This is a genomic window from uncultured Microbulbifer sp., from assembly GCF_913055755.1.
Classification (GTDB): domain Bacteria; phylum Pseudomonadota; class Gammaproteobacteria; order Pseudomonadales; family Cellvibrionaceae; genus Microbulbifer.
On the sequence record NZ_CAJXKH010000066.1, the window covers coordinates 1 to 22,971 of the forward strand.

Annotated in this window: 20 protein-coding genes and 2 pseudogenes; 14 read left to right on the forward strand and 8 right to left on the reverse strand. The window is 61.1% G+C overall.

Annotation, left to right across the window (positions count from 1 at the left end):
- Positions 1–279, forward strand: a pseudogene (locus QZ511_RS11690) (exodeoxyribonuclease III); the annotation flags it as partial.
- 73 nt (positions 280–352) lie between these two features.
- Here QZ511_RS11690 and QZ511_RS11695 read toward each other — a convergent pair.
- Positions 353–2,059, reverse strand: coding sequence for a tetratricopeptide repeat protein (locus QZ511_RS11695; protein WP_295802553.1), 1,707 nt, complete (start codon positions 2,057–2,059; stop codon positions 353–355).
- Positions 2,060–2,221: 162 nt separating this feature from the next.
- Positions 2,222–2,941: a ribonuclease PH gene (gene rph / locus QZ511_RS11700; protein ID WP_295802555.1), complete on the reverse strand. Its 720-nt coding sequence runs from the start codon at positions 2,939–2,941 to the stop codon at positions 2,222–2,224.
- A gap of 126 nt (positions 2,942–3,067) precedes the next feature.
- Between rph and QZ511_RS11705 the strand changes: the two genes are divergently transcribed.
- Complete coding sequence (locus tag QZ511_RS11705) at positions 3,068–3,937, forward strand: YicC/YloC family endoribonuclease (protein WP_295802558.1); 870 nt, start codon at positions 3,068–3,070, stop codon at positions 3,935–3,937.
- Positions 3,938–4,053: 116 nt separating this feature from the next.
- On the opposite strand, the gene QZ511_RS11710 is transcribed toward QZ511_RS11705, so the two are convergent.
- Positions 4,054–5,205 carry a M56 family metallopeptidase gene (locus tag QZ511_RS11710; RefSeq protein WP_295802560.1) on the reverse strand — a complete coding sequence of 384 codons (1,152 nt, stop codon included), beginning with the start codon at positions 5,203–5,205 and terminating at the stop codon, positions 4,054–4,056.
- Positions 5,198–5,572 (reverse strand): BlaI/MecI/CopY family transcriptional regulator, encoded by a 375-nt coding sequence (locus QZ511_RS11715; RefSeq protein ID WP_295802562.1) that lies wholly within the window; start codon positions 5,570–5,572, stop codon positions 5,198–5,200. The genes QZ511_RS11710 and QZ511_RS11715 overlap by 8 nt, the downstream gene beginning before the upstream one ends.
- A 238-nt stretch (positions 5,573–5,810) precedes the next feature.
- On the opposite strand from QZ511_RS11715, the gene QZ511_RS11720 reads away from it, so the two are divergent.
- The gene (locus tag QZ511_RS11720) at positions 5,811–7,046 is read left to right on the forward strand and encodes a glycosyltransferase (protein ID WP_295802564.1); all 1,236 of its coding nucleotides are present in this window, start codon (positions 5,811–5,813) and stop codon (positions 7,044–7,046) included.
- Between the two features lie 57 nt (positions 7,047–7,103).
- On the opposite strand, the gene QZ511_RS11725 is transcribed toward QZ511_RS11720, so the two are convergent.
- Positions 7,104–8,135: an NAD(P)-dependent alcohol dehydrogenase gene (locus QZ511_RS11725; RefSeq protein ID WP_295802565.1), complete on the reverse strand. Its 1,032-nt coding sequence runs from the start codon at positions 8,133–8,135 to the stop codon at positions 7,104–7,106.
- Positions 8,136–8,284: 149 nt separating this feature from the next.
- Here QZ511_RS11725 and QZ511_RS11730 point away from each other — a divergent pair, with 149 nt between their 5' ends.
- The 5 genes from QZ511_RS11730 (at position 8,285) to QZ511_RS11750 (ending at position 13,889) form a co-directional block, all read left to right on the forward strand.
- Positions 8,285–9,529: a sterol desaturase family protein gene (locus QZ511_RS11730; protein ID WP_295802567.1), complete on the forward strand. Its 1,245-nt coding sequence runs from the start codon at positions 8,285–8,287 to the stop codon at positions 9,527–9,529.
- 236 nt (positions 9,530–9,765) lie between these two features.
- Positions 9,766–10,401, forward strand: coding sequence for a guanylate kinase (gmk, locus tag QZ511_RS11735; RefSeq protein ID WP_295802569.1), 636 nt, complete (start codon positions 9,766–9,768; stop codon positions 10,399–10,401).
- 137 nt (positions 10,402–10,538) lie between these two features.
- Positions 10,539–10,802, forward strand: a complete 264-nt coding sequence (gene rpoZ / locus QZ511_RS11740; RefSeq protein ID WP_295802571.1) for a DNA-directed RNA polymerase subunit omega — start codon at positions 10,539–10,541, stop codon at positions 10,800–10,802.
- Positions 10,803–10,860: 58 nt separating this feature from the next.
- Entirely contained in the window at positions 10,861–12,978 is a 2,118-nt protein-coding gene (spoT, locus tag QZ511_RS11745) for a bifunctional GTP diphosphokinase/guanosine-3',5'-bis pyrophosphate 3'-pyrophosphohydrolase (protein ID WP_295802572.1), read from the forward strand.
- Positions 12,979–13,505: 527 nt separating this feature from the next.
- Positions 13,506–13,889, forward strand: coding sequence for a RidA family protein (locus QZ511_RS11750; RefSeq protein ID WP_295802574.1), 384 nt, complete (start codon positions 13,506–13,508; stop codon positions 13,887–13,889).
- 50 nt (positions 13,890–13,939) lie between these two features.
- Here the strand turns inward: QZ511_RS11750 and QZ511_RS11755 are convergent, their stop codons facing one another.
- Positions 13,940–14,818, reverse strand: a complete 879-nt coding sequence (locus tag QZ511_RS11755) for an NAD-dependent epimerase/dehydratase family protein (RefSeq protein ID WP_295802575.1) — start codon at positions 14,816–14,818, stop codon at positions 13,940–13,942.
- Between the two features lie 224 nt (positions 14,819–15,042).
- Entirely contained in the window at positions 15,043–15,297 is a 255-nt protein-coding gene (locus tag QZ511_RS11760; protein WP_295802578.1) for a GlsB/YeaQ/YmgE family stress response membrane protein, read from the reverse strand.
- A gap of 245 nt (positions 15,298–15,542) precedes the next feature.
- Here QZ511_RS11760 and QZ511_RS11765 point away from each other — a divergent pair, with 245 nt between their 5' ends.
- The 4 genes from QZ511_RS11765 to QZ511_RS11780 all read left to right on the forward strand — a co-directional run bounded on the left by QZ511_RS11765 (position 15,543) and on the right by QZ511_RS11780 (position 20,478).
- Positions 15,543–16,466 (forward strand): hydrogen peroxide-inducible genes activator, encoded by a 924-nt coding sequence (locus QZ511_RS11765; RefSeq protein WP_295802579.1) that lies wholly within the window; start codon positions 15,543–15,545, stop codon positions 16,464–16,466.
- On the forward strand, positions 16,463–18,571 hold the full coding sequence (recG, locus tag QZ511_RS11770) for an ATP-dependent DNA helicase RecG (RefSeq protein WP_295802581.1): 2,109 nt from the start codon (positions 16,463–16,465) through the stop codon (positions 18,569–18,571). Before QZ511_RS11765 ends, recG begins: the two co-directional genes overlap by 4 nt.
- Positions 18,572–18,753: 182 nt before the next feature.
- Positions 18,754–19,452 carry a hypothetical protein gene (locus tag QZ511_RS11775; RefSeq protein WP_295802583.1) on the forward strand — a complete coding sequence of 233 codons (699 nt, stop codon included), beginning with the start codon at positions 18,754–18,756 and terminating at the stop codon, positions 19,450–19,452.
- 348 nt (positions 19,453–19,800) lie between these two features.
- Positions 19,801–20,478, forward strand: a complete 678-nt coding sequence (locus QZ511_RS11780; RefSeq protein WP_295802584.1) for a hypothetical protein — start codon at positions 19,801–19,803, stop codon at positions 20,476–20,478.
- 87 nt (positions 20,479–20,565) lie between these two features.
- Here the strand turns inward: QZ511_RS11780 and QZ511_RS11785 are convergent, their stop codons facing one another.
- The gene (locus QZ511_RS11785) at positions 20,566–21,870 is read right to left on the reverse strand and encodes a dicarboxylate/amino acid:cation symporter (RefSeq protein WP_295802585.1); all 1,305 of its coding nucleotides are present in this window, start codon (positions 21,868–21,870) and stop codon (positions 20,566–20,568) included.
- Between the two features lie 316 nt (positions 21,871–22,186).
- Between QZ511_RS11785 and QZ511_RS11790 the strand changes: the two genes are divergently transcribed.
- Together QZ511_RS11790 and QZ511_RS11795 are read left to right on the forward strand one after the other, a co-directional pair.
- The gene (locus tag QZ511_RS11790) at positions 22,187–22,759 is read left to right on the forward strand and encodes a chorismate lyase (protein ID WP_295802587.1); all 573 of its coding nucleotides are present in this window, start codon (positions 22,187–22,189) and stop codon (positions 22,757–22,759) included.
- 20 nt (positions 22,760–22,779) lie between these two features.
- Positions 22,780–22,971, forward strand: a pseudogene (locus tag QZ511_RS11795) (hypothetical protein); the annotation flags it as partial.

Below are 22,971 nucleotides of genomic sequence, written 5' to 3' on the forward strand. Positions count from 1 at the left end.
CACCAGGACACCCCCGGATTCATGCGCCACGAGCAGCGCTGGCTGGACCAGCTGTTCAACGAGATCGGCTACGTGGACGCCTTCCGCCGGGTGGTGAAGGATGCGGACGAATTTACCTGGTGGCCGAGCGGCGAGCCGGGCAAGGGCGACGGCTGGCGCACCGATATGCAGATCGTGTCCCAGACCCTGAAGAACAAGATCGAGTACGGCGCCATCAACAAGAATGTGTCCTTCTCCAGCCACCTGCCGGTGATCATGGATTACGATCTGGAAGTCTGATTGCCCTCACTTGAGAGCAAACAAAAAGGGCGCACCACAGGGTGCGCCCTTTTTGTTTGCAGCGTTGAATTCGCTAGCGGATGCGCGACGCGGTGAGTTTCACATCGGCATTGCGCCAGGCCTGTTTAAACCGTGCATCGACCAGTTCGGCCTCGGCCGTCTTGTGCTGCTCGCGCAGTGCCCGCGACAACCCAAACAGTGCCCAGCCGCTCTGTGGATGGTGCTCCAGCGCCTGCCAGTAGACGGTCTCCGCCTCACCGGGACGCCCGGCATCCAGCAGCACTGCACCCAGCGCCAGTCGCGGCGGATAGTGCCACTCCGCGGGCTCGGTATACACCAGCCCGTCTTCCATGCGCACCGCCCGGTCCAGGTGCGCAATTGCGGTATCGTAGTCGCCTTTCACCGCGGCCAGCTCCCCCGCCAGTACTTCCGGTGCGATTGCGAGGATACTAGCGGCACTGTTGGGGGAGAACATGGAGTAATCCAGCGCCGGGCTGGCGGTGATCTTGCGCAGCTTCTCCAGTTCGCCACTGGCCGCATCCAGATTGCCCTTGCCCACATAAGCGAGACCGCGCACATAGTGCCAGGCCCCGGTGAGAAAGGGATCATCCGGCGGCTGGGGCAGGGCCAGGACCTCATCCCACTTGCCGAAGCGGGCCAGCGCCCAGTAGGGCACCACGCGAAAGCCCGCCAGCATCGGCATTTCCTTCAGCGCTTCGTCGCCGATCTGCTCCGCGGTCTTGTTCGCAGCATCTATCGCGGCAGCACCGCGCCCCTGGGCGGTGGTGGCGAACCACAGAAAGTGGATGTTGTGAGGGTAGTAGGCCATGGGGTAAATCCCCTGGGCCCGGCACTGGCTGATGTAGTCCTCGTCGGCGGCAATGGCGCGCTCGTTGGCCTTGGCGGAATCTTCGTAACGGCCGACCCGCTGGTAGATATGCGCCGGCATATGCACGATGTGGCCGGCGCCCGGCATCAAGCCGGTCAGTGCATCTGCGGCCTTCTCCGCGCGCTCGGGATCCTTGGTGGGCTCGATCAGGTGAATATACAGATGCAGCGCGCCCGGGTGCTTGGGGTTGCGGGACATCACCGATTCCAGCAGGGCGACGATTTGTTCGGTGCCCTCGTAGGGGGTGCCATCGCGCATCCAGTAATTCCACGGGCGCAGATCCATCATCGATTCGGCATACAGGGTCGCGATATCCAGGTCATCGGGGAACTGTTGCGCCACCTTGGCCATCGCCGCTGCGTAGTCCTGGTCCCGCTGCCGGCGGTCGGTGGGGTCGCCGGAATAGCGTTTCGCCAGTGCCTCGATCAGCGCGCGCTCGCGCTTGTTGGCAGAATCCCGCAGTGACATCGCCTTCTGTGCCAGCTCTAAGGCCTTGGGCTCCATTTCCTGGTCCATGGGCACGTTGATATTCGGCCCCAGCACCAGTGCCTGGCCCCAGTAAGCCATGGCGCAATCCGGTGCCAGCCGCGCCGCCTCGCGAAACGACCTGCCGGCCTCGGCATGGTTGAAGCCATAGGCCAGGTTAACGCCCTGGTTGATAAAAAGCTGGGCGCGTTCGGACTCACAGCTCACCGGAAATGTGTGCTTACCAAGGTTTTGCAGTCGCGGCGCCAGCGCACCGGAGGGGGAGGGTTTGTCGGCTTTGGCCGGTTCGCGGTAGTGCTTGTGCTGGGGTTTGGATTCGGGTTCCGGGCCAGCGTCCTGGGCCAGTGCCGTCGCACCGGTGGCGAGCAGAATGGCCAGCGCGGTGGCCATCTGATGGATTCTCATGATGGGCTTCCCTTACAGTTATTATTGGTGCTGCGAGGTAGAAGCCTAATGGCTATCGGGGCAGGGCGTTGTCCGAAGCTGTGGTAAGAGCTGCCTATTTTTTACCACCGATACCGATCGCCCGCCGGCGGCACATATAGAGTAACGCCGGCGGGCAACGGCCTATTCCGCCAGCGCTTTTTGCTGCAGCTCGATCAGTTCCCTGATGCCCGCCTTTCCCAGTGCCAGCATCTCCGCAAACTGGTGTTCGGTAAACGGCGCACCTTCGGCGGTGCCCTGCACTTCGATCATGCCGCCGTCCTGTGCCATTACCAGGTTCATATCGGTATCCGCGTTGCTGTCTTCCGGGTAATCCAGGTCCAGCACCGCTTCACCCTGGTAAATGCCAACGGAAATCGCCGCCACCATATTGATCAGGGGATCCCCAGCAATCATTTTCTCCCGCTGCATAAAACGCAGCGCGTCCACCAGCGCGACACAGGCGCCGGTAATGGACGCGGTGCGGGTACCGCCGTCGGCCTGGATCACATCGCAGTCCAGAGTGATCTGGTGTTCACCCAGCTGTTTCAGATCCACCGCCGCGCGCAGAGAGCGGCCGATAAGACGCTGGATTTCCACCGTGCGCCCGCCCTGCTTGCCGCGCGCCGCCTCGCGCCCCATGCGCGAACCGGTGGAGCGGGGCAGCATGCCGTATTCCGCGGTAATCCAGCCTCTGCCCTGGCCGCGCAGGAAACGCGGCACCTCGGCAGCGACAGACGCGTTGCACAACACCTTGGTGTCGCCGAACTCCACCAGTACAGAGCCCTCCGCGTGGCGGGTGTAGTTGCGGGTAATGCGCACATCGCGCAGTTGCTCTGGTTTGCGGCCGCTCGGTCGCTGCATATTGCACCTCTAACTGTTCAATCAACTCTTTCGGGGCCCGGCATTATAGCCATCCAGAGCGGTAATCACCCTGTGCTATGCTGTGCCGCCTATTCAACCTACCACAGCATTGGAGACCCGGGTTCCATGGCCAACAATAAAGTACGCAGTATGACCGCCTTTGGCCGCGCCGAAGTTAATTACGCGACAGGTACTGCGGTTTGGGAAATGCGCTCGGTCAACCATCGCTACCTGGAACCCCACTTTCGCCTGCCGGAAGCCGCCCGCGCGCTGGAACCCAAACTGCGGGAAATCCTGCGCAAAACCCTGAATCGCGGCAAAGTGGAAATGACCCTGAACCTCAAGGCCAGCAGCGGTGAGGTAGCCGGCATCGAGATCAACCAGGCACTGGTGGACGAACTGGTCAAGGCGGCAAAGCAGGTAGCGCCAGACAGCCAGCCGCTCAACCCGCTGGAAGTCCTCAAGTGGCCCGGGGTCATTGCGGAGCCGGAAACCGATGCGGAAGAACAGGCCAATGCCGTGCTGGAAGGGTTCAAGCAGGCACTGCAGCAAGTGGTGGACAACCGCGAGCGCGAAGGTGCGGAACTGGCCGGCTTTATCGAAGCCCGCATCAAGGGTATCGGCGAGCAGGTAGCCACCGTGCGCGCTTTGCTGCCGGAGATTCTGCAAAACCAGCGGGAAAAATTGCGCAGCCGCCTGGAAGAACTGCTGGAAGAAATCGACAAGGACCGCATAGAGCAGGAAATCGCGCTGCTGGCACAGAAGGCCGACGTCGATGAAGAGCTGGACCGCCTCGATGCCCACATCACCGAGACCCGCCGCGTACTGAAAAACGGCGGCCCCATCGGCCGGCGCCTGGATTTCCTGATGCAGGAATTCAACCGCGAGGCGAATACGCTTTCGTCCAAGGCGGTGGTGACCGATACCACCCAGGCTGCAGTGGAACTGAAAGTGCTGATCGAACAGATGCGGGAACAGGTGCAGAATATCGAGTGAGGAAATTTGCCAGTTCCAGTATCTGGCTGACAAATTTCGACTTCATTCGGATAAAACAAACAGGGGCCGATTGTTACTGCGACAACTCGTTCAATCGCCCCCCCTTGCCCAAAAACCTATTTGCCTAGTTTAAAACCAATCTTGCTACGCACATCGGTTTGCACGCGGCCACTGGGCTCCCAGCGCCACTGTTTCAGCGAGTCGATCGCGGCCTGGTTAAAGTCCTCCCGATAGGCCTCTGGCCCGGTATTCTCAACCACCCGAATATCAAACGGGCGCCCTTCGTTGGCGTCAATATCAAATTCCAATATCACGCCGGCTTCCGCTTTCGCCTCAATCGCAGCCGGCGGATACTTCGGTTGCACGGTTGTCTTGCGCACGGGGCCCGCATCCCCCGACGACACATCCGTGGCCGCGATGGCAGCGAACGAGCCACTGATCATCAGTGCCATGCATAGCACCAGTCGCTGGACACCTTTGGAAATCCGGCCCGCAGTTTTAATACAGTGCATCCTTTGAAGCATCATTTCCTTATCTCCGTAGTAAGTACACAGTGGTTGTTTGGCGTGCTGGAACGCCGATGCCGCCAATAGCGCCCTGGCGTAGGCAAGTGACACATTCGCGGGCTGGTTAGCCAATACGGTTTCATCGCAAGACAGCTCCTGCACCAGGCGGAAGCGGTGGTAGCCGAACCAAACGAGCGGGTTAAACCAGAATATTGCGCGGATCCCGAACGCGATGACATTCCAGAGGTTATCCATCCGCCGGGCATGCACTCGCTCATGGGCGACGATCAGCTCAAGCTGACCAGCATCAAATTTTTTCCGGTAGTTTTCCGGAAGGAGAATGACCGGCCGCAAGAACCCCTTCAAACACGGGCCGTTGATTTCTTTTGCGATCAGTGCATCCATGGCCCCGAGCTTGATACGCTCACCGGACAAACGGGCCAGCGTTCGCCACTCCCGAACTACCCCAGCAAGAACAAAAGCCACCCCCGCAATCCATATCCACTGCAGAATATTTACATGTCGAATCACGACTACCGGCGCGGTATTCGCGACCGAAAGGGAAGCCATAATGTCAGGGACCCGGGTTAACGGAGCATTCGCCTGCATCAAGATTGTCAGGCACAGCAGCAACGGAAGTCCGGCATACAGGCGGTAGATAAACCGGTACCCGGTCCAGCGATGGGCAATTTTCTCAATACACCACACAAGAAGCAGGAAAAACGTCGTCAACCAGTGCGCGAGAAGCAGGTATTCAGTCATTCTCTTTTTCCCACTTGTCGATGAAAGCCTTAAGCTCTTCGATGTCACTGGGCTTCAGTTTTTTCGTGGTGGCAAAACCCGCTACAAAGTTGCCTATACTGCCGTCGAACATCCGCTCGACCAGTCCCGCGCTTTGTTTTTGCACATATTCCTGTCGCGCCAGACAGGGAGAATAGAGATAACTGCGGCCCTCCCGCTGGAATGTAATTGCGCCTTTTTTCACCAGGCGGCCGAGCAGGGTTTTAACGGTCTTTTCATGCCATACACTTTTTTTATTCAGGCGGCTGACCACCTCATTGGCGGTGACGGGAGCGCCCTCCCAAATAGCTTCCAACACGTCAAATTCTCTGTCACTGACCTCAATCATCCCCGCCTCCAATTACAAATGTAATTTATACAGATTACAACTGTAATCGATCATGTCAATTCAATAATGGAAAAGAGGCGCGAAAAGGCGCTTATTTATACTGAGCGGGGGACCCCAGACCTGGTTTTCACTGCCAACTCAGCCTGGGCCAGTACCTAGAGCCATAGGGACAAGTCCGTTAACGGGCGCCGTGAAGTACAATTTGCGGGATTAGTACCGAACCTCGAGTAGCCCCTGCATGCCCCGCAACGCGCCCGCCCAAAGAGCACTGCTGCTGGCCAAACACTGGCCGGAGCCCGCGTCTACCGCCGCCGGTCGGCGCACACTGGATATTCTCGACCTGCTTGCCGAAGCCGGTTACCAGGTTGAGATCGCGAGTCCCGCGCAGCCCACGCCCTTTCAGGCCAGGACCGGTTACGGCGAGCACCAGGTCGAAGTGAATGACTCGGGCTTCGATGACTGGGTGCGCGCACTGGACCCGGCACTGGTGATCTACGATCGCTTCATGATGGAAGAACAGTTCGGCTGGCGGGTGCGCGAGCAGTGCCCGCGCGCAGTCACGCTGCTCGATACCAGTGATTTCCACAGCCTGCGCGAGGCGCGCCACCAGGCGCTGAAAAGTGGCGAGCCGGTAAATCTTTTCCAGCCCATCGCCGAGCGCGAAGTAGCAGCGATGGCGCGCTGTGATCTCACAGTGATGATCTCCCGGGTCGAGGTGGAGTTGCTCAAACAGCTCTTTTGCCTGCCGGACTGGCAACTGCACTATCTGCCGTTTCTGGTTAAGGAAATGCCCGCCCCGGATAAACTACCGGGCTTCGAAGAACGCCAACACCTGGTCATGATCGGCGGCTTCAAGCACGCTCCCAACCGCGATGCCACCGCCTGGTTTGCGGAAAAAATCTGGCCGCAGCTGCATGCACTGTTGCCCGGAGTGGAGTGCCACATTTATGGCGCCTACTCCGATCACGCGATGCATCGCTTCAGTGATCCGGCGACGGGGCTGCGGGTACACGGCCGCACCGAGGATGCGCTCGCCACACTGGCGCGCTACAGACTGAACCTGGCGCCGCTGCGCTTTGGTGCCGGGCAAAAAGGCAAGATACTGGAAGGCTGGCTCAGCGGCACACCGACGATCACCACGCCCATCGGTGCCGAATCAATGGCAGCTGAAGATGCCTGGGGCTATTCCCTGAGCGATGACCCCGCACAGTTTGCCGCAACCACTGCCCGTCTCTACCAGGACAAGACTGCCTGGCTCGCTGCGCGCGATGCAGGTATCCGCGCGCTCGAAAGCGAATTTGACCATCGGGATCACGCGGCAGCGTTTATCCAGCGAATCCAATCCATCGCCGCAAATCTGGATGCCCACCGCGAACGCAATATCTGGGGACGCATCCTCAGGCGCAGCGAACACCGCGCCGAGGAGTTTATGAGCCGCTGGATCGAAACCAAAAATAAATTGGCAGACACCTGACCCGAATTAGTAGTCCGCGCGCATTAAAAGCAATGGGGCCGTTATTGTCACTAAACACTATTTGCCCGCTTCGAGCACGATGCGGTAGCGCGCGTCACCGCTTTTCAGCCGCTCGAAGGCTTCATTGACTTTGCTCATGGGAAAGAGCTCCACTTTGGGCGCAATGTTATGGCGCGCGGCAAACTGGAGCATGTCGGCAATGGTCGCCGGGCTGCCCACCGGAGAACCGGACACCTGGCGCTGGGCCATGAGGAGGTTGAACACATTCAGGTCCAGCGGATCGGTGGTGGCGCCAACAAAGTGCAGACGACCGCGGGGCTTGAGGGTGGCGAGATAGGTATTCCAGTCCAGCTTTACATTCACGGTAGAGATCAGCAGGTCGAAGCTGTCGGCGGCGGCCTTGAGCACCTCCGGGTCGCGGCTGTTGAGGGTGTGATGTGCTCCCAGCTTGAGGGCTTCGTCGCACTTGCTGTCGCTGGACGTGAACGCGGTCACCTCGCAACCCCAGGCATTCAGGAACTGCAGTGCCAGGTGCCCGAGACCGCCGATACCGATCACCGCCACGCGACTGTTGGGTGCGATACTGAACTGAACCAGCGGGTTGTAGACAGTGATACCGGCGCAGAACAGTGGGCCGACCAAACTCGGATCAAGCCCTTGCGGAATCGGGACCACACTGGCGGCACTGGCGCGCACCTTGTCGGCAAAACCGCCGTGGTGGCCAATGATGGTGGGCTGCGCCTGCACGCACAGGTTGTGATGGCCGGTGCCACACTCGCTGCAGTGACCACAGTAGCCGGAATGCCAACCCAGACCCACCTGCTGCCCCACCTGCAGGTGACTTACCTGCTCGCCGAGGGCGGCGATGCGCCCCACCACTTCGTGGCCGGGCACCACCGGGTAGATCGACAGGCCCCACTCGTTGTCCACCACGCTCAGGTCGCTGTGGCACAGGCCGCAGTATTCCACGTCAATTTCCACCGTATCCGGCGCCAGCGGGCCGGGATCGTAGGTAAACGGCTTGAGTTCGGCACCGGCACTGTCGGCGGCATAGGCATTGATCATCGGGGGCTCCTTGACGATTTCCATGAATTCTTCGGCAAATGCTCACGGATTTTAAAATCCGTACCGGTAGGACATTGTTCACACCGCGGCCTGTGGCAACATTACCCTGCAGGTCAAATGCCTGCCCACGATACGAATAAACATAGCGATATAGACCATCTTTCGAGGTACCCGTGAGCCTAGTCACCCTCGCCATCCCGTTTTTTCTGCTCGCCGTGCTGCTGGAACTGGCGCTGGACCGCTGGCGCGGCTGGGGGCTGTACCGGCTGAACGACGCCATAGGCAGCCTCGGCGCCGGTATCCTCAGCCGCATCCTCGGCCTGGTGCGGGTGGGCATACTGATGCTGATCTATATCCCGCTGTACCGGTGGCTGGAGCCGACCTACCAGAGCCTCGGCATCGCCTGGTCCCTGGACAACCCCTGGCACCTGGTACTCGCGGTGGTGGCCTACGACTTCTGCTACTACTGGAAGCACCGCATGGCCCACGAGATCAACATCCTGTGGGCGGAACACCTGGTGCACCACCAGAGCGAGGACTACAACCTCACCACCGCGCTGCGCCAGTCCAGCGACCTGCTGCCCCTGGGCTGGGTCTTCTACCTGCCGCTGTTGCTGGTGGGCATGCCGCCCGAACTACTGATTACCGCCGGCGCCATCGACCTGATCTACCAGTTCTGGGTACACACGCAGAAATTCCCCAAGGTACGCTGGATGGAATGGATTCTGGTTACCCCCTCCAACCACCGGGTGCACCACGCCCAGAACAGGGTCTATGTGGATCGCAACTACGGCGGTGTGCTGATCATCTGGGATCGCCTGTTCGGCACCTACCAGCAAGAGCTGCCAGAAGAACCCTGCATCTACGGGGTGCGCAAACCCCTGAACACCTTCGACCCGCTGGCGGCAAACCTGCAGCACTTCAAGCGCATGTGGCTGGACGCGGTGTACACCAAAAGCTGGAAGGAAAAACTCACCCTGTGGTTCCGCGCCACCGGCTACCGACCGGCGGATGCGGAAGCGGCGATGCCCTATCCCAGTTGCGACCTGGACGACTTCCACCGCTACGATCCGCAGGTTGCCCGCGGCGTGCGCTGGTATGCCCTGGGCCAGCACCTCTGCTACTCCGCCGCCACCCTGGCGCTGCTGTGGTACGGCAAGACAATGGGTTACGGCACCGCTGCGCTGATGGTACTGCTGCTGGTGATCGGGCTGGTGATCAACGGCCGCATTCTCGATGGCGAAGCGCGCACCCGGCACTGGGAACTGGCGCGACTGCTACTGCTGGTGGCAGCGCTTCCCATGCTGCCGGCAGCAACCTGGCCGGCAATTGTCGGGTACAGTACCGTCAGTGCGCTGGTATGGTGGCGGTTGGTTTTTACCGACAAAGACGCTACAGTCACACCCGTTAGTCAATAACGCAGGGATCCGCAGTAGCCCGTTGCCTTCCCCAAAGGTGGCTTGGTTGAGGTCCCGCAGGCGCGCCCGGCCGGTGCGGATGGTGTTGTTTTCCCGACGATGCCATCCCAAAGCCCAACACTTTGCCCCCAAGCCGGCCGGGTGGCAGTCTGTCCGCAGCAGTTTGCCCCCGAGCCTTGCCCTTTCGTTATAATCCCCGCGCAACGCCCAACGTTTTACCCGCAACAGGAACTTCCGTGTCTAAAGGTACCCTCTATACGGTCTCCGCGCCCTCCGGCGCCGGTAAAACCAGCCTCGTCAAAGCGCTGGTGGAAAGCGACAGCCAGGTCACAGTATCTGTCTCCCACACCACCCGGCCCATGCGCCCCGGGGAAACCGACGGCATCAACTATCATTTTGTCGATCGCGACGAGTTCGTGCAGATGCTGGGAGAGAGCGCGTTTCTCGAGCACGCGCAGGTATTCGAGAACTACTACGGCACTTCAAAGGCCTGGGTGGACGAAACCCTCGCCAGCGGGCGCGACGTGATCCTGGAGATCGACTGGCAGGGCGCGGAACAGGTGCGCAAGCTGAAGCCGGAAACCGTGGGCATCTTCATCCTGCCGCCGTCCCAGCAGGCCCTGCTCGAGCGCCTCACCGGCCGCGGCCAGGACGACCAGGCGGTAATCGACAAGCGCATGGCCCAGGCCATCAGCGAAATGTCCCACTATGTGGAAGCGGACTATCTGATCATCAACGACGACTTCACCCACGCCCTGGCGGAACTGCGCGCCGTGCTGGTGGCAGAACGCCAGCGCCTGGCGCGCCAGCAGGAACAGCACAGCACGCTGTTGCAGTCGCTTTTGCGCGCCCAGCACAGCGAAGACGATTGAGGCGGTTGATCGATTTGCGTACACTGCGCGGTCCGGTAGAATAGCTACCCTAGCTCCCGCTGCGCCTCGCCCCCGGGACACCACAGAATTTGCACACTTCGCCTGAGGCCTCAGGCACTGACTGGAACAGAAGATTTATGGCACGTATTACCGTAGAAGATTGCCTCGACCACGTCGATAACCGTTTCGAGCTGGTGATCGTGGGCAGCAAGCGCGCTCGTCAGATCGCTACCGGCGGCCGCGACCCTCACGTCCCGGAAGAGAACGACAAGCCCACCGTGATCGCCCTGCGTGAAATCGAGGAAGGCTTCGTAGACGCCAGCATTCTCGATGAGCCGGAAGATGACGCCATGGAACAGGTGACCTCCGCACCGGTATACCTGTCCGAGCAGGACCTGTAATCCCGGTATTGACCAGCTGATGCAGGAATTGCAGGAAATCTAAGAGGCGATCGCGGCTTTGCACACAATCGACAGTCTGGCCCATCGCCTCTCGTCCTATCTCCAACCCGACCAGATCCAGTTCGTCCGCCGCGCCTACTTCTACGCGGAGCAGGCCCACGAGGGCCAGGCCCGGCGCTCCGGCGAACCCTATATCACCCACCCCCTCGCCGTCGCCACCATCCTGGCTGGCATGCATATGGACCCCCAGAGCCTGGCCGCGGCCATGCTCCACGACGTGATCGAGGACACCGGCGTACCCAAGGCGGCGCTGGCGGAACAGTTCGGGGAAGAGGTGGCGGACCTGGTGGACGGGGTCTCCAAGCTGACCCAGTTCGAGACCGACAGCCCGGCGGAAAAGCAGGCGGAAAACTTCCAGAAGATGGCCCTGGCGATGGCGCGGGACATCCGCGTGATCCTGGTGAAGCTCGCCGACCGCCTGCACAACATGCGCACCCTGGGTGCGCTCAAGCCTGAAAAACGCGCGCGCATCGCCCGCGAGACCCTCGAGATCTACGCCCCCATCGCCAACCGCCTGGGCATGAATGATGTGCGCATCGAATTCGAGGACCGCGCCTTCTTCGCCATCTACCCCCTGCGCGCCAGCCGCCTGCGCGCGGCGCTGGTGGCCGCCCGCGGCAACCGCAAGGAGTTGCTGGAAAAAATCCAGAACGCCATCGAACTGCGCCTGCAGCGGGAAAAGATCGACGCGCTGGTGATCGGCCGCGAGAAGCACCTCTACAGTATTTACCAGAAGATGCGCTCGAAGAAGAAGTCGTTCAAGGAAATCATGGACGTCTACGCCTTCCGCATTATCGTCGACAGCGTCGACACCTGTTACCGCGCCTTCGGGGTTATCCACAACCTGTACAAGCCGGTCATCAGCGAATTCAAGGACTATATCGCCATCCCCAAGTCCAACGGCTACCAGTCCCTGCACACGGTACTGCTGGGCATGCACGGGGTACCGATCGAGGTGCAGATCCGCACCAAGGAAATGGACGAAATGGCCAACAGCGGCATCGCCGCCCACTGGCTGTACAAATCCTCCGGCGACGAAGTACTCAACACCGGCGGCACCAGCCAGGTGCGCGCGCGGCGCTGGGTGCAGGGCCTGCTGGAAATGCAGCAGCGCGCCGGCGACTCGCTGGAATTCATCGAGAACGTGAAGATCGACCTGTTCCCGGACGAGGTCTACGTGTTCACTCCCAAGGGCAAGATCATCGACCTGCCCGCCGGCGCCACCGCCGTGGACTTCGCCTATTCGGTGCACACCGATATCGGCAACTCCTGCGTGGCGGTGCGTATCAACCAGCGCCTGGCACCGCTGTCGCAGCCGCTGGAGAGCGGCCAGAAGGTGGAAATCCTCACCAGCAAGAACGTGCAGCCAAATCCCAACTGGCTCAACTTCGTCGTCACCGCCAAGGCCCGCAGTGCCATCCGCCACTTCCTCAAGCACCAGCGCCACCACGACTCCATCGCCCTCGGCCAGCGCCTGCTGGAAAAGGCCCTGGGCAAATTCAAACTGTCCATCGGCGACCTGGACGAACAGGATATCCAGCGCGGGGTAAAAGAGGCCAAGTGCGAGAGCTTCGACAACCTGCTGGAAGATATCGGTCTCGGCAACCGCGCCGCCTACTCCGCGGCCAAACTGCTGGTACCCGTGGGCACTACCGAGACCGAAGCCAGCAACATCTCCTCACCGCTGACCATCGACGCCCAGGAAGGCATGATGATCAGCTTCGCCCGCTGCTGCCGGCCGATTCCCGGCGACACCATCATGGGCCATATCAGTTCCGGCAAAGGGGTAGTGGTGCACCGGGATACCTGCCGCAATGCGGCGGAACTGCGTGAGCACCCGGAAAACATCATGGCGGTGAACTGGTCGCCGGATGTGAAGGGGGAATTCCTCGGCGATGTGCGGGTAGAGGTGGAGTCCGAACGCGGCATCATCGCGCGCCTGGCCACCCGCATCACGGAAGAGGGCGCGAGCATCGAGCAGATCCACGTGGACGAGAAAGATGCCCAGCACAGCGCTATCTCCCTGACCCTGGAAGTCGCCAACCGGGTACATCTGGCCCAGGTAATGAAACGGTTGCGCAACCTGCCGGCGGTAATCCGGATTACCCGCCCGTAACCATTAACCCTTCCGCCTCATTCACGGGCAAGTAAACACTCCAATTTTCCATGCGAAGGCGCTGATGCCGGTATCCATTTGCGAGACCTTCGAAAACAGGGATGTTTTCGAAGAGCCCCCATGGATGGGTTCACGGCGTGTCTCGCAAATGGATACCGGCAGCAGTGCCGCCACCGTCCCTGGCTACGAAGCCCCGGTTATTCGGAGCGCCGACACGGCAGCGCACTCGGAAAGACCGGCCCCTCCCGGTACTCACCCGCCAAACAACCTCATCGGCAATCGTTTGTCGGATAAGTACCGGGAGGGGCCTCCTCTGTTGGGGCTAGGTTTGTGGCTACTGGCGGATATGGGTTTCGTGAGGGGCGACTATTGGAGAGGGGGATTTCGGTGACAGGGGTAAATCGTGACGGATTCCGCATACTGATTTATCGCATCTAGAGTGGCTCCCAATCCCCCCGGAACCGCGCTATATTCTCCCGCTTTCTTTTTCTAGCAAGCAGGCCCGCAAGGCCGGGAGAGAAGTAACAATGCCCAATCGCGCCGTCATAAAAACCGATAAGGCACCGGCCGCAATCGGCAGCTACTCACAAGCCGTCAAAGTGGACAACACCGTGTACCTGTCCGGGCAGATCCCCCTGGTACCAGAAACCATGGAACTCGTGTCCGACGACTTCGCCGAGCAGGCCCGCCAGGTATTCAACAACCTCAAGGCCGTGTGCGAAGCCGCCAACGGCTCCCTCAACGACATCGTCAAACTGAACCTCTACCTCACCGACCTGAGCAACTTCGCCACCGTCAACCAGGTCATGGAAGAGCTGTTTGCCAAGCCCTTCCCGGCGCGCGCCGCAGTGGGCGTAAAAGAACTGCCCAAAGGGGCCCAGTTCGAAGCCGAAGCCATCATGGTTATCTAAAGGCAGATGGAATTTGGACCTGCGCCGCGAATGCGGCGCAGTGTGATCAATCAGTCGATTTCCAGCAGCGTGCTGTAACCCGCACGGTAATCCGGATACAGCATCGCGTAGCCGCTATCCAGCATGCGCTGATTACTCAGTTTCTTCGAGCGACGCTCACTGGTCGCCACCTCTTCACGCAGATGGGCCGCGGTATAGCCCATGGATTTTGCCAGCCAGCTCTGCAGTTCATACATCGGTACCGGCGTACAGTCCGCACCGATATACAGCTTTTCCAGCCGCATACCGTTTTTCTGGCCGTCTATCAGATGCGCCATAAAGCCCACCGCATCATCCACGTGGATACGGTTGCTGAATTGGGGCGGGGAAGGGGGGGCACAGCGACCCGCGCGCACCTGTGACAACAGGCGATCGCGACCGGGTCCATAAATGCCCGCAAAGCGGATCACACAGGTTTCCGTTACCGACGACAGCGCGATTTTTTCCGCTGCCAGCAGGGCTTCGCCCTGGAAACTGCTGGGAAGCGGTTGCGAACGCTCATCCAGCCACTGGTCACCACTCTGACCGTAAACCCGGGTGGAAGAAACCCACAGTACCAGTCGCGGCGGTGTTTCCATTTGCGCGAGGGAATCCCGCAGGGCAGCGGCAGTTTCGACGTAGGCGCGCTGGTAGGCCTGGGGAGTGCTGGCGCCGGGTGTGAAAGTGGCAATGACAATGTCTGCACCGTTTGCCAGATGCCGCTCGATGTCTTCGCGCTTGGTGGCATCGCCGCGACGCCAGTTCACCACATCGGCCCGGCGTTTGCGCGCCAGTGCCTGCAGTGGATTGCGCCGCACACCGAACACGGTGTACGCCTTGCGATCCAGCTTCAATGCCAGTCGGGTGCCGAGATCCCCGCAACCGAAGATCCAGACTTTTTCCTTTGCCATAACCGCTTGTATAAACCCCCGGTATCCGTTGCCGGATCCATTTATGCTATGCGCCATTGTACCGGTAGCGCCGCTGCGGAATCATTATGTTATCGATCGGGTGCCCACAAAAAAACAGAAACAGGACAGTTATTTATAACCTGTTCGCCAACCGTATTCTGTGAACCGGGCCCGGAAGCAGACGCCGCCGGGCCCGCGGGCCAGTGATTCGTGCACTATGGCCGCTAACTGCGCGACTTCACCATGCGGTAAATGAACAGCAGGATAATGGCGCCAACCACTGCGGTGATGATACTGCCAAGCGACAGCCCTCCCGTGGTGCCAAGTCCGACAAAACTACCGACCCAGCCGCCAATAAACGCACCGACGATACCGATGATCATGGTGACAATCCAGCCGCCCGGGTCGGGCCCCGGCATGATCCACTTGGCGAGGGCGCCGGCAATCAGGCCGAGGATGATCCAAGATAAAATTCCCATAGCGATTCTCCGCTTTGCGTGTTTTGCGTGTAATGCAACACTTGCCCTTACACGTATAGCAAAGAATACGCCACGCCACCGAAATTCAGGCGCCAGTTAATAGCAAACCTTGCTAGCTTTAAATGCCTTTAATAGCATTTTTTTCTAGATTGAGACATTTCACCGGTGCAACTGCGGAATTACTGGCCGGCCGACCGCATTTATGAATAAACTCTATCGCCAAGTTTTTTCTGATTGCCTTTACCATGACCCTGAACGAATTGCGCTACATCGTTACCCTTGCCCAGGAACAGCATTTTGGCCGTGCCGCCGAGCGCTGTTTTGTCAGCCAGCCCACCCTGTCCATCGCGGTGAAAAAGCTGGAAAAAGAGCTGGGCGTGGCCCTGTTCGAGCGCTCCAAGACCCGCGTGCAGGCAACGCCACTGGGGGAGCGCATCGTCGCCCAGGCACAGCTGGTGCTGGAGCAGGCAGCGGCAATCAAGGACATCGCCAGTGCCGGCAAGGACCAGCTCAGCAGCCCGCTGTCGGTGGGCGCGATTTTTACCATCGGCCCCTACCTGTTCCCCCATTTCATCCCCCAGTTGCAGCAACTGGCACCGCAGATGCCGCTGTACGTGGAGGAGGGCTATACCTCGACCCTGCGCGCCCGCCTGCGCAAGGGCGAACTGGACGCGGTAATCATCGCACTGCCGTTTACCGAACCGGACGTGGTCACCCAGCCGCTGTATGACGAACCCTTTGTGGTGCTGATGCCTTCCGACCACCCCCTGGCAAAGGAAACAGCGATCAAGCCGGAGCAGCTGTGCGACGACAACGTATTGCTGCTGGGTGAGGGCCACTGTTTCCGCGACCAGGTGCTCGAGGCCTGCCCGCAACTGCAGCAATCCATCGAGAAGGAAGCCGGTAGCGGTCATATCCGCACCGCCGCCGACGGCAGCTCGCTGGAAACCCTGCGCCACATGGTGGCGTCCCGCCTCGGCATTACCGTACTGCCGCTGTCCGCCGCTACCGCCTCCCAGTACGCCAGCGGTGTGCTGGTAACCCGGCCGTTCGCAGCGCCGGCGCCGCAGCGCACCGTGGCGCTGGCCTGGCGCGCAAGTTTCCCGCGTCACCGCGCCATCGACATGCTGCGCGACGCCATCAACCAGTGCCAATTGCAGAGCCCGTGAACCCGCCCGACGTGAACGGAACGGACAAGACACTGGCGGAAATCCCCGTCACCGCACTCAAGGGGGTCGGGGCCAAACTGGCGCAGACCCTCGACAAGCTGCACATCAGTACCCTGCAGGACCTGTTGTTCCACCTGCCCGCGCGCTACCAGGACCGCACCCGGGTCATTCCCCTCGCCGGCCTGCGCCCGGGAATGGACGCGGTAATCGAAGGCGAAGTGCGCGCGGCGGACGTGGTATTCGGCCGTCGCCGCAGCCTGGCAGTGCGCCTGCAGGACACCACCGGCAGCGTCACCCTGCGCTTTTTCCACTTCACCGCCGCGCAGAAAAACCGTCTCACCGCGGGCACCCGCGTGCGCTGTTACGGCGAAGCCCGCCGGGGCGCCGCCGGGATCGAGCTGTACCACCCGGAAACCGAAGTGCTGGGCGAAGAAAATTCCCCCACCGCCGACACCCTGACCCCCGTTTATCCCCTCACCGAGGGCCTGGGGCAGGGGAGACTGCGTGCGCTGATCGGACAGGGCCTCGACTGGCTCGCCAGCGGCCAGGTCAGCGAACTGCTGCCGCAGCAACTGCTGCCCGCGCAGCTGCAGATGCCCCTGGCCGGCGCCCTCACCTATCTGCACCAGCCCCCAGCCAACGCCGACCTGTGCCAGCTGGCGGAAGGTCAGCACCCGGCACAGCAGCGGCTCGCCCTGGAAGAACTGCTGGCACACCACCTCAGCCTGCTGGAACTGCGCCGCAGCGCCTCGGCCATCGCCGCGCCAGCGCTGTCGCCAAATGCCGCACTGGAGCGGGATTTTGCCGCGCGCCTGCCCTTTGCCCCCACCGGCGCCCAGCAGCGGGTGTGTGCGGAAATTGCCGGTGACCTGGAAAAGTCCGTGCCGATGATGCGCCTGCTGCAGGGCGACGTGGGCGCGGGCAAGACCCTGGTGGCTGCGAGGGCGGCGCTACAGGCCATTGGTGCCGGCCATCAATGCGCGGTAATGGCGCCCACGGAAATCCTCGCCGAGCAGCACCGGATCAACTTCTGCGGCTGGCTCGAACCCCTGGGTATCCGCGTGGCCTGGCTCACCGGCAGCATGAAGGCGGCGGAGCGCCGCGAACAGCTGGGGGCCATTGCCAGCGGTGAGGCACAGCTGGTAGTGGGCACTCACGCACTGTTCCAGGAGGGAGTGGAATTCCGGCGCCTGGCACTGGTGATCATTGACGAGCAGCACCGCTTCGGCGTGCGCCAGCGCCTGCAGTTGCGCGAGAAGGGCAGTGTGGACGGCGCGCGGCGCACCCAGCCGCACCAACTGATCATGACCGCCACCCCGATTCCGCGCACACTGGCGATGTCGGCGTTTGCCGACCTGGACTGCTCGGTGATCGACGAACTGCCCCCCGGGCGCCAGCCCATCAACACCGTGGCCATCTCCAACGAGCGCCGCTTTGAGGTGATGGAGCGGGTTCAGAATTCCGTGCGCGACGGCCGCCAGGCCTACTGGGTGTGCACCCTGATCGAGGAATCGGAAACCCTGCAGGCCCAGGCCGCGGAATCCACCGCCGCAGAACTGGCGGAGACTCTCGACGGCGTGAGGGTAGCGCTGGTGCACGGGCGCATGAAACCCGATGCCAAGGACCTGGTGATGAAGGCGTTCAAGGCCGGCGAGGTCGATCTGCTGGTGGCCACCACGGTGATCGAGGTGGGCGTGGACGTGCCCAATGCCAGCCTGATGATCATTGAAAACCCGGAGCGGCTGGGGCTGGCGCAACTGCACCAGTTAAGGGGGCGCGTCGGCAGGGGCAGTATCGCCAGCCACTGTGTACTGCTTTACAGCACACCGCTGTCCGCCAACGGGCGCGCGCGCCTGCAGGCCCTGCGCAGCCATGCCGACGGCTTCGCGATCGCCGAGGAGGACCTGCGCCTGCGGGGCCCCGGCGAAATCCTCGGTACCCGCCAGACCGGGGAAATCGAACACCGCATCGCCGACCTGCAGCGCGATGCCCACCTGTTACCCCTGGTACAGCGGATCGCCGCTTCCCCCAACCTCAGCGAAATTCAGCGCCGCGCCATCGTGCGCCGCTGGCTGCACAACAAACCCCGCTTCGCCGAAGCCTGAGCTCATTTTTAGACTATTTAGTCATTTCCGGTCACCAATAATTTTGCGCTGGCGGGCAGCCTTTGGCAGCCTGACAGCAAATGGCAGCGCGGGGCCCTTTCCGTCCGGAAAAGACCAGACGCCAATTCAGTCCCACCGGACCGTTTTACATAACAATTATTCGACATTTCAGGGAATTTCCTGTGAAAATCAAATCCGTTCGCAGCGTTTTCATTACCGGCGTACTAATGGCTGCACCCTTCCTGACCCCGCAGGTATCGGCGCAGGGGTTTTTCGGCATCGGCGGAGAAGAGAGCCCCGTGCCCCAGATCACCCTGGCGCGCGCCGAAATTACCGTAGACGTACCAACGCCAATGCAGGGCAACGACTTCGACGCACTGCTCGCCCAGGCCACCTCCGGCAAGGGCATATCCGCCGCCAAAGAACGTGCGATCAAACACCACAGTGAACAGCTGCGGACCGCGCTGGACGGCCGCCTGCGGGAGTTCTTTGCGGATGAGGAAGTACCGCTCATCGCCAGCAACCAGTCGCTCACCCTGCACAGCTTTATCGATGTTTCGGTGGTGAAACAGTTGAGCGGGCTGAAGAATTCCGGCAATTACGAACTGGAACGGGGCAACCTGACCGCCGGCGGTGACTTTCACTTCCGCATCCAGGATCCCAATGGCAGGGTGCTGAAAGAGCGGCAGATCGACATTGCCGACCTGCGCCTGCAAGAGAAATACCAGGTGAAAACGCCGCTCGATGGCAGTGGCAGCGAAGACAACACCGAGCAGCAGCTGGACAAAATCATGCGCCAGCTGGTGGAGCGGATCATGGGCCAGATCGACGACGATCTCGAAGCCGACAGCCTGCGCGAGCTCGGTCGCCCCGCGGGCTGAGCACCCTCTGGATCACCACAGCGGGGCCCGCCATACCACTGGGTCCCGCTATGCCTGCCTCCACCTCTATCCCCGCACCTCTATCCCCGCACCTTTTCCCCGCGCTCAAGCCCGCGACCACCGACAGTCTTCCAACTGCGGCGCTACATAGAGCATATCCGCAACCAAAACCACAACCTGCCGCACAATTTCGACCACTACTGACGCACAGGTCACTGAAAAATTTTGCTCTATGCACCGATAAATGGCAGCCTTTCATTCCAGCGATGAGCCAAAAATAGAGCGGAACCGATTTCGCCAGTATCTTTCAATCCCGAATTCCATATAAAAAAAATCAGGGAGCGACGAGTGAGAACCTTCAAGATCGGCAGCCTGGCACTGGCCGGCCTGCTCAGTACTGCCAGTTTACCCAGCGTGGCCCAGAGTGGTTTCTGGGGCAACGATGAGGCCACCCCCAGCCTGGCCATAGCCCCCGCAGAGCTGAAAATAGACGTCCCCATGCCGGTATCCAGCGGCAACCTGCAACTGATGCTGGCCCAGGCCGCCAATGGCGGCAGCCTCGCGGACCTCAAACAGGAAGCGGTGCGCAAATACACCCAGCACCTGCACAGCGAGCTCGCCCGTGAGCTGCACGAATTCCTCGATGACGAAGAGGTCCCACTGGTACAGCAGGACGGAGTATTGCGCCTGCGCAACAACCTGGACCTGAAGGTGATCAAACACCTGAGTGCCATGAAGCCAAAGGATAACTACGATCTCGAGCAGGGAAATGTCAGCCTCACCGGCGAGTTCCGTTTTGTCCTCAGCAACCAGTCCGGCACCGCCCTGCGGGAGCAGCGCATCTCCATCGACGAGCTGAAAATCAACAGGAAATACCGGGTGAAAACACCCCGCGATGGCTCGGCCAGCGAAGACAATACCGAAGAGGCGATCAATCAGGCGCTGACGGATATGGTCGAGGAGCTGGTGAAAGAAATGGAAGACTACCTGGAAGCAGACAGCCTGCGAGAAATCGCCTCAATCTGAAGGCGCTAGCAGGGGGCAAAACCCCCCGGCAACAAAAATGGCGAGCCAACCGGCTCGCCATTTTTGGTTTGGCGGAAGGAAAACCGTTCAGCGGGCCAGGGCGTCCTCGCCACTGATCACGCTGTTGTAGTTGTCGTCATTGAACCGGTCCACATCCAGCGCACCCTCGCTCTTCGCCACGATGGAGCTCACCACCGCATCGCCGGTGATGTTGACCGCGGTGCGCACCATGTCCAGCAGGCGATCCACACCCATCACAATCGCGATGCCCTCCAGCGGCAGCCCCACCTGCTGCAATACCATCGCCAGCATGATCAGGCCCACACCCGGCACGCCGGCGGTGCCGACGGAAGCCAGAGTCGCGGTCAGGATCACCGTCAGGTACCCCATCAGGCCGATTTCGATACCGTACAGCTGGGAAATGAACACCGTCGCCACCCCCTGCATGATCGCGGTGCCGTCCATATTGATGGTGGCACCCAGAGGAATGGTGAACGACGCCACCTTGTTATCCACACCCAGGCGCTTTTCCACCGTGGACAGGGTAACCGGGATCGTCGCCGCCGAAGACGCGGTACTGAAGGCGAACACCATCGCCGGGCGCATCTTCTTCAGCAGCCGCAGCGGGTTCAGGCCGGACAGCAGCTTCAGCAGCAGCGGGTACACGCCAAAAGCGTGGATCAACAGCGCTCCCAGTACCACCATGAAGTACTTCAGCAACTGCAGGATGGCGTCCAGGCCGAGCTGCGCAATTTTGGTCGCCAGCAGCGCGAATACACCGTAAGGCGCAAATACCATCAGCACCCCGACCATACGCATGATCACGTCGTTCAGGTCGTTGAAGAAACCGGCAATGCGCTGGCCCGGCTTGCCGCTGCGGGAAATCGCATAGCCCATCAACAGCGCGAACACGATGATCTGCAACATATTGCCCTTGGCCATCGCGTCCACCGGATTGGTGGGGAAGATATTGATCAGCACTTCCGACAGCGGCGGCGACGGCTGCGGCTCGAAGCTCGCATCGCCGGCCATGGTCTCCATACCGGCACCGGGCTGGATCACGATGGCCAGCAACAGCGCCAGCGAAATCGCCGCGGCCGTAGTCACCAGGTACAGCAGTACGGTCTTGCCCGCCAGCACCCCCACGCGGCTGCCCTCGGACAGCGCGCAGGCACCGCAAATCAGCGACACCAGCACCAGCGGCACCACCATCAGCTTCAACGAGGCGATAAAGATACGACCGACAATGTCGAACAGGCCGTTGGTCAGGTAGTTGTCGATAAAGCCGGTCACCCCGGCCCCCAGCACCTGCGTGGTATTGAGGAAATTGAACAGCAGGCCAACCGCGATGCCCGCGATCATGGCCAGTACGATTTGTTTGGTGAGCCCCATGGTCCGTCCTGTTACTTCGGCAACTGCCGAATATTTATTGTCGATTAATATTCTTGCGCGCAATGCGAAGGGGCTGCTGGCGATACAGGTTTGCGGGACCTTCTGCGACAGGGATGTCGCGGAAGAGCCCCCATGGATGGGTTCACGGCGTGTCCCGCAAACCTGTACCGCCAGTAGCACCGCCACGAAATAAGTTCGGAGCGCCTCTAGCAGACCGCCACTATATCGGCAGCCCGTAGGCGGGGCAAAACCTGCCCAGTTTCCCCGCGCCGCCGGTCGGTTACAATGGCCGTTTTGAGCTTGCGCGGAGTCTGCGTTGTTCCACTCCCCCTTTGAAGCCGTCTGCGACTGGTATCCACAGCCACTGGAGAGTCTGCACGGGCACACGCCCCCGGAAAAACTGCTGCCATGGCTGCTGCACCCCGGCTCCCTGACCGCCGCCCTGAAGCACCTCAGCAACGGCGAGTTTAGCGTACAGATCCTCCACCAGGGCTGGCAGCAGCCGCGGCTCGAAGAGCGCCGCGCGCTCAACCTGCGGGAAAGATCCCGCGCACTCATCCGCGAAGTCCTGCTCTACGGCAATGGCCAGCCCTGGGTCTATGCCCGCAGCGTCCTGCCCGAGCGCACCCTCGCCGGCAAATCCCGCTACCTGCGCAGCCTCGACAACCGCCCCCTCGGCGAACTGCTGTTCAGCCAACCGGACACCCGCCGCGGACCCATCGTGCTCAACCGGCTGCAGCGCAACCCCCAGTGCCAGCTGCCGGAACTGCAGGGTATGGGGAGCGACGCCTGGAGCCGGCGTTCCACCTTCTGGCTGCACGACAAGCCGCTGCTGGTTGCAGAGAGCTTCCTCAGCAGTTTCAATCCCCATACGCCCCCGATGACCTGAGCCCGACAGCGGATACCACCATGCAAGTGATCAGCCAACAATTACAACAGCGCTGGCCCGCGGCCCTGCCGTACTGGCAGCTGGCGCGGCTCGACCGCCCGATCGGCTGGTGGCTGGTGCTGTGGCCGTGCTGGTGGTCGGCCGCGCTCGCCGCGATCCGCGCCGGCGCGCCGTACCCGGACCCGTGGCACATCGTGCTGTTCCTTGTCGGC

Excerpts from the sequence above, each read along its gene's own strand:
- rph (WP_295802555.1), bottom strand. The coding sequence starts at position 2,941 with ATGCAGCGACCGAGCGGCCGCAAACCAGAGCAACTGCGCGATGTGCGC.
- QZ511_RS11750 (WP_295802574.1), top strand. The coding sequence starts at position 13,506 with ATGCCCAATCGCGCCGTCATAAAAACCGATAAGGCACCGGCCGCAATC.
- QZ511_RS11710 (WP_295802560.1), bottom strand. The coding sequence starts at position 5,205 with ATGACTGAATACCTGCTTCTCGCGCACTGGTTGACGACGTTTTTCCTG.
- QZ511_RS11765 (WP_295802579.1), top strand. The coding sequence starts at position 15,543 with ATGACCCTGAACGAATTGCGCTACATCGTTACCCTTGCCCAGGAACAG.
- QZ511_RS11715 (WP_295802562.1), bottom strand. The coding sequence starts at position 5,572 with ATGATTGAGGTCAGTGACAGAGAATTTGACGTGTTGGAAGCTATTTGG.
- QZ511_RS11755 (WP_295802575.1), bottom strand. The coding sequence starts at position 14,818 with ATGGCAAAGGAAAAAGTCTGGATCTTCGGTTGCGGGGATCTCGGCACC.
- QZ511_RS11720 (WP_295802564.1), top strand. The coding sequence starts at position 5,811 with ATGCCCCGCAACGCGCCCGCCCAAAGAGCACTGCTGCTGGCCAAACAC.
- QZ511_RS11725 (WP_295802565.1), bottom strand. The coding sequence starts at position 8,135 with ATGGAAATCGTCAAGGAGCCCCCGATGATCAATGCCTATGCCGCCGAC.
- QZ511_RS11695 (WP_295802553.1), bottom strand. The coding sequence starts at position 2,059 with ATGAGAATCCATCAGATGGCCACCGCGCTGGCCATTCTGCTCGCCACC.
- QZ511_RS11760 (WP_295802578.1), bottom strand. The coding sequence starts at position 15,297 with ATGGGAATTTTATCTTGGATCATCCTCGGCCTGATTGCCGGCGCCCTC.
- rpoZ (WP_295802571.1), top strand. The coding sequence starts at position 10,539 with ATGGCACGTATTACCGTAGAAGATTGCCTCGACCACGTCGATAACCGT.
- QZ511_RS11705 (WP_295802558.1), top strand. The coding sequence starts at position 3,068 with ATGGCCAACAATAAAGTACGCAGTATGACCGCCTTTGGCCGCGCCGAA.
- QZ511_RS11785 (WP_295802585.1), bottom strand. The coding sequence starts at position 21,870 with ATGGGGCTCACCAAACAAATCGTACTGGCCATGATCGCGGGCATCGCG.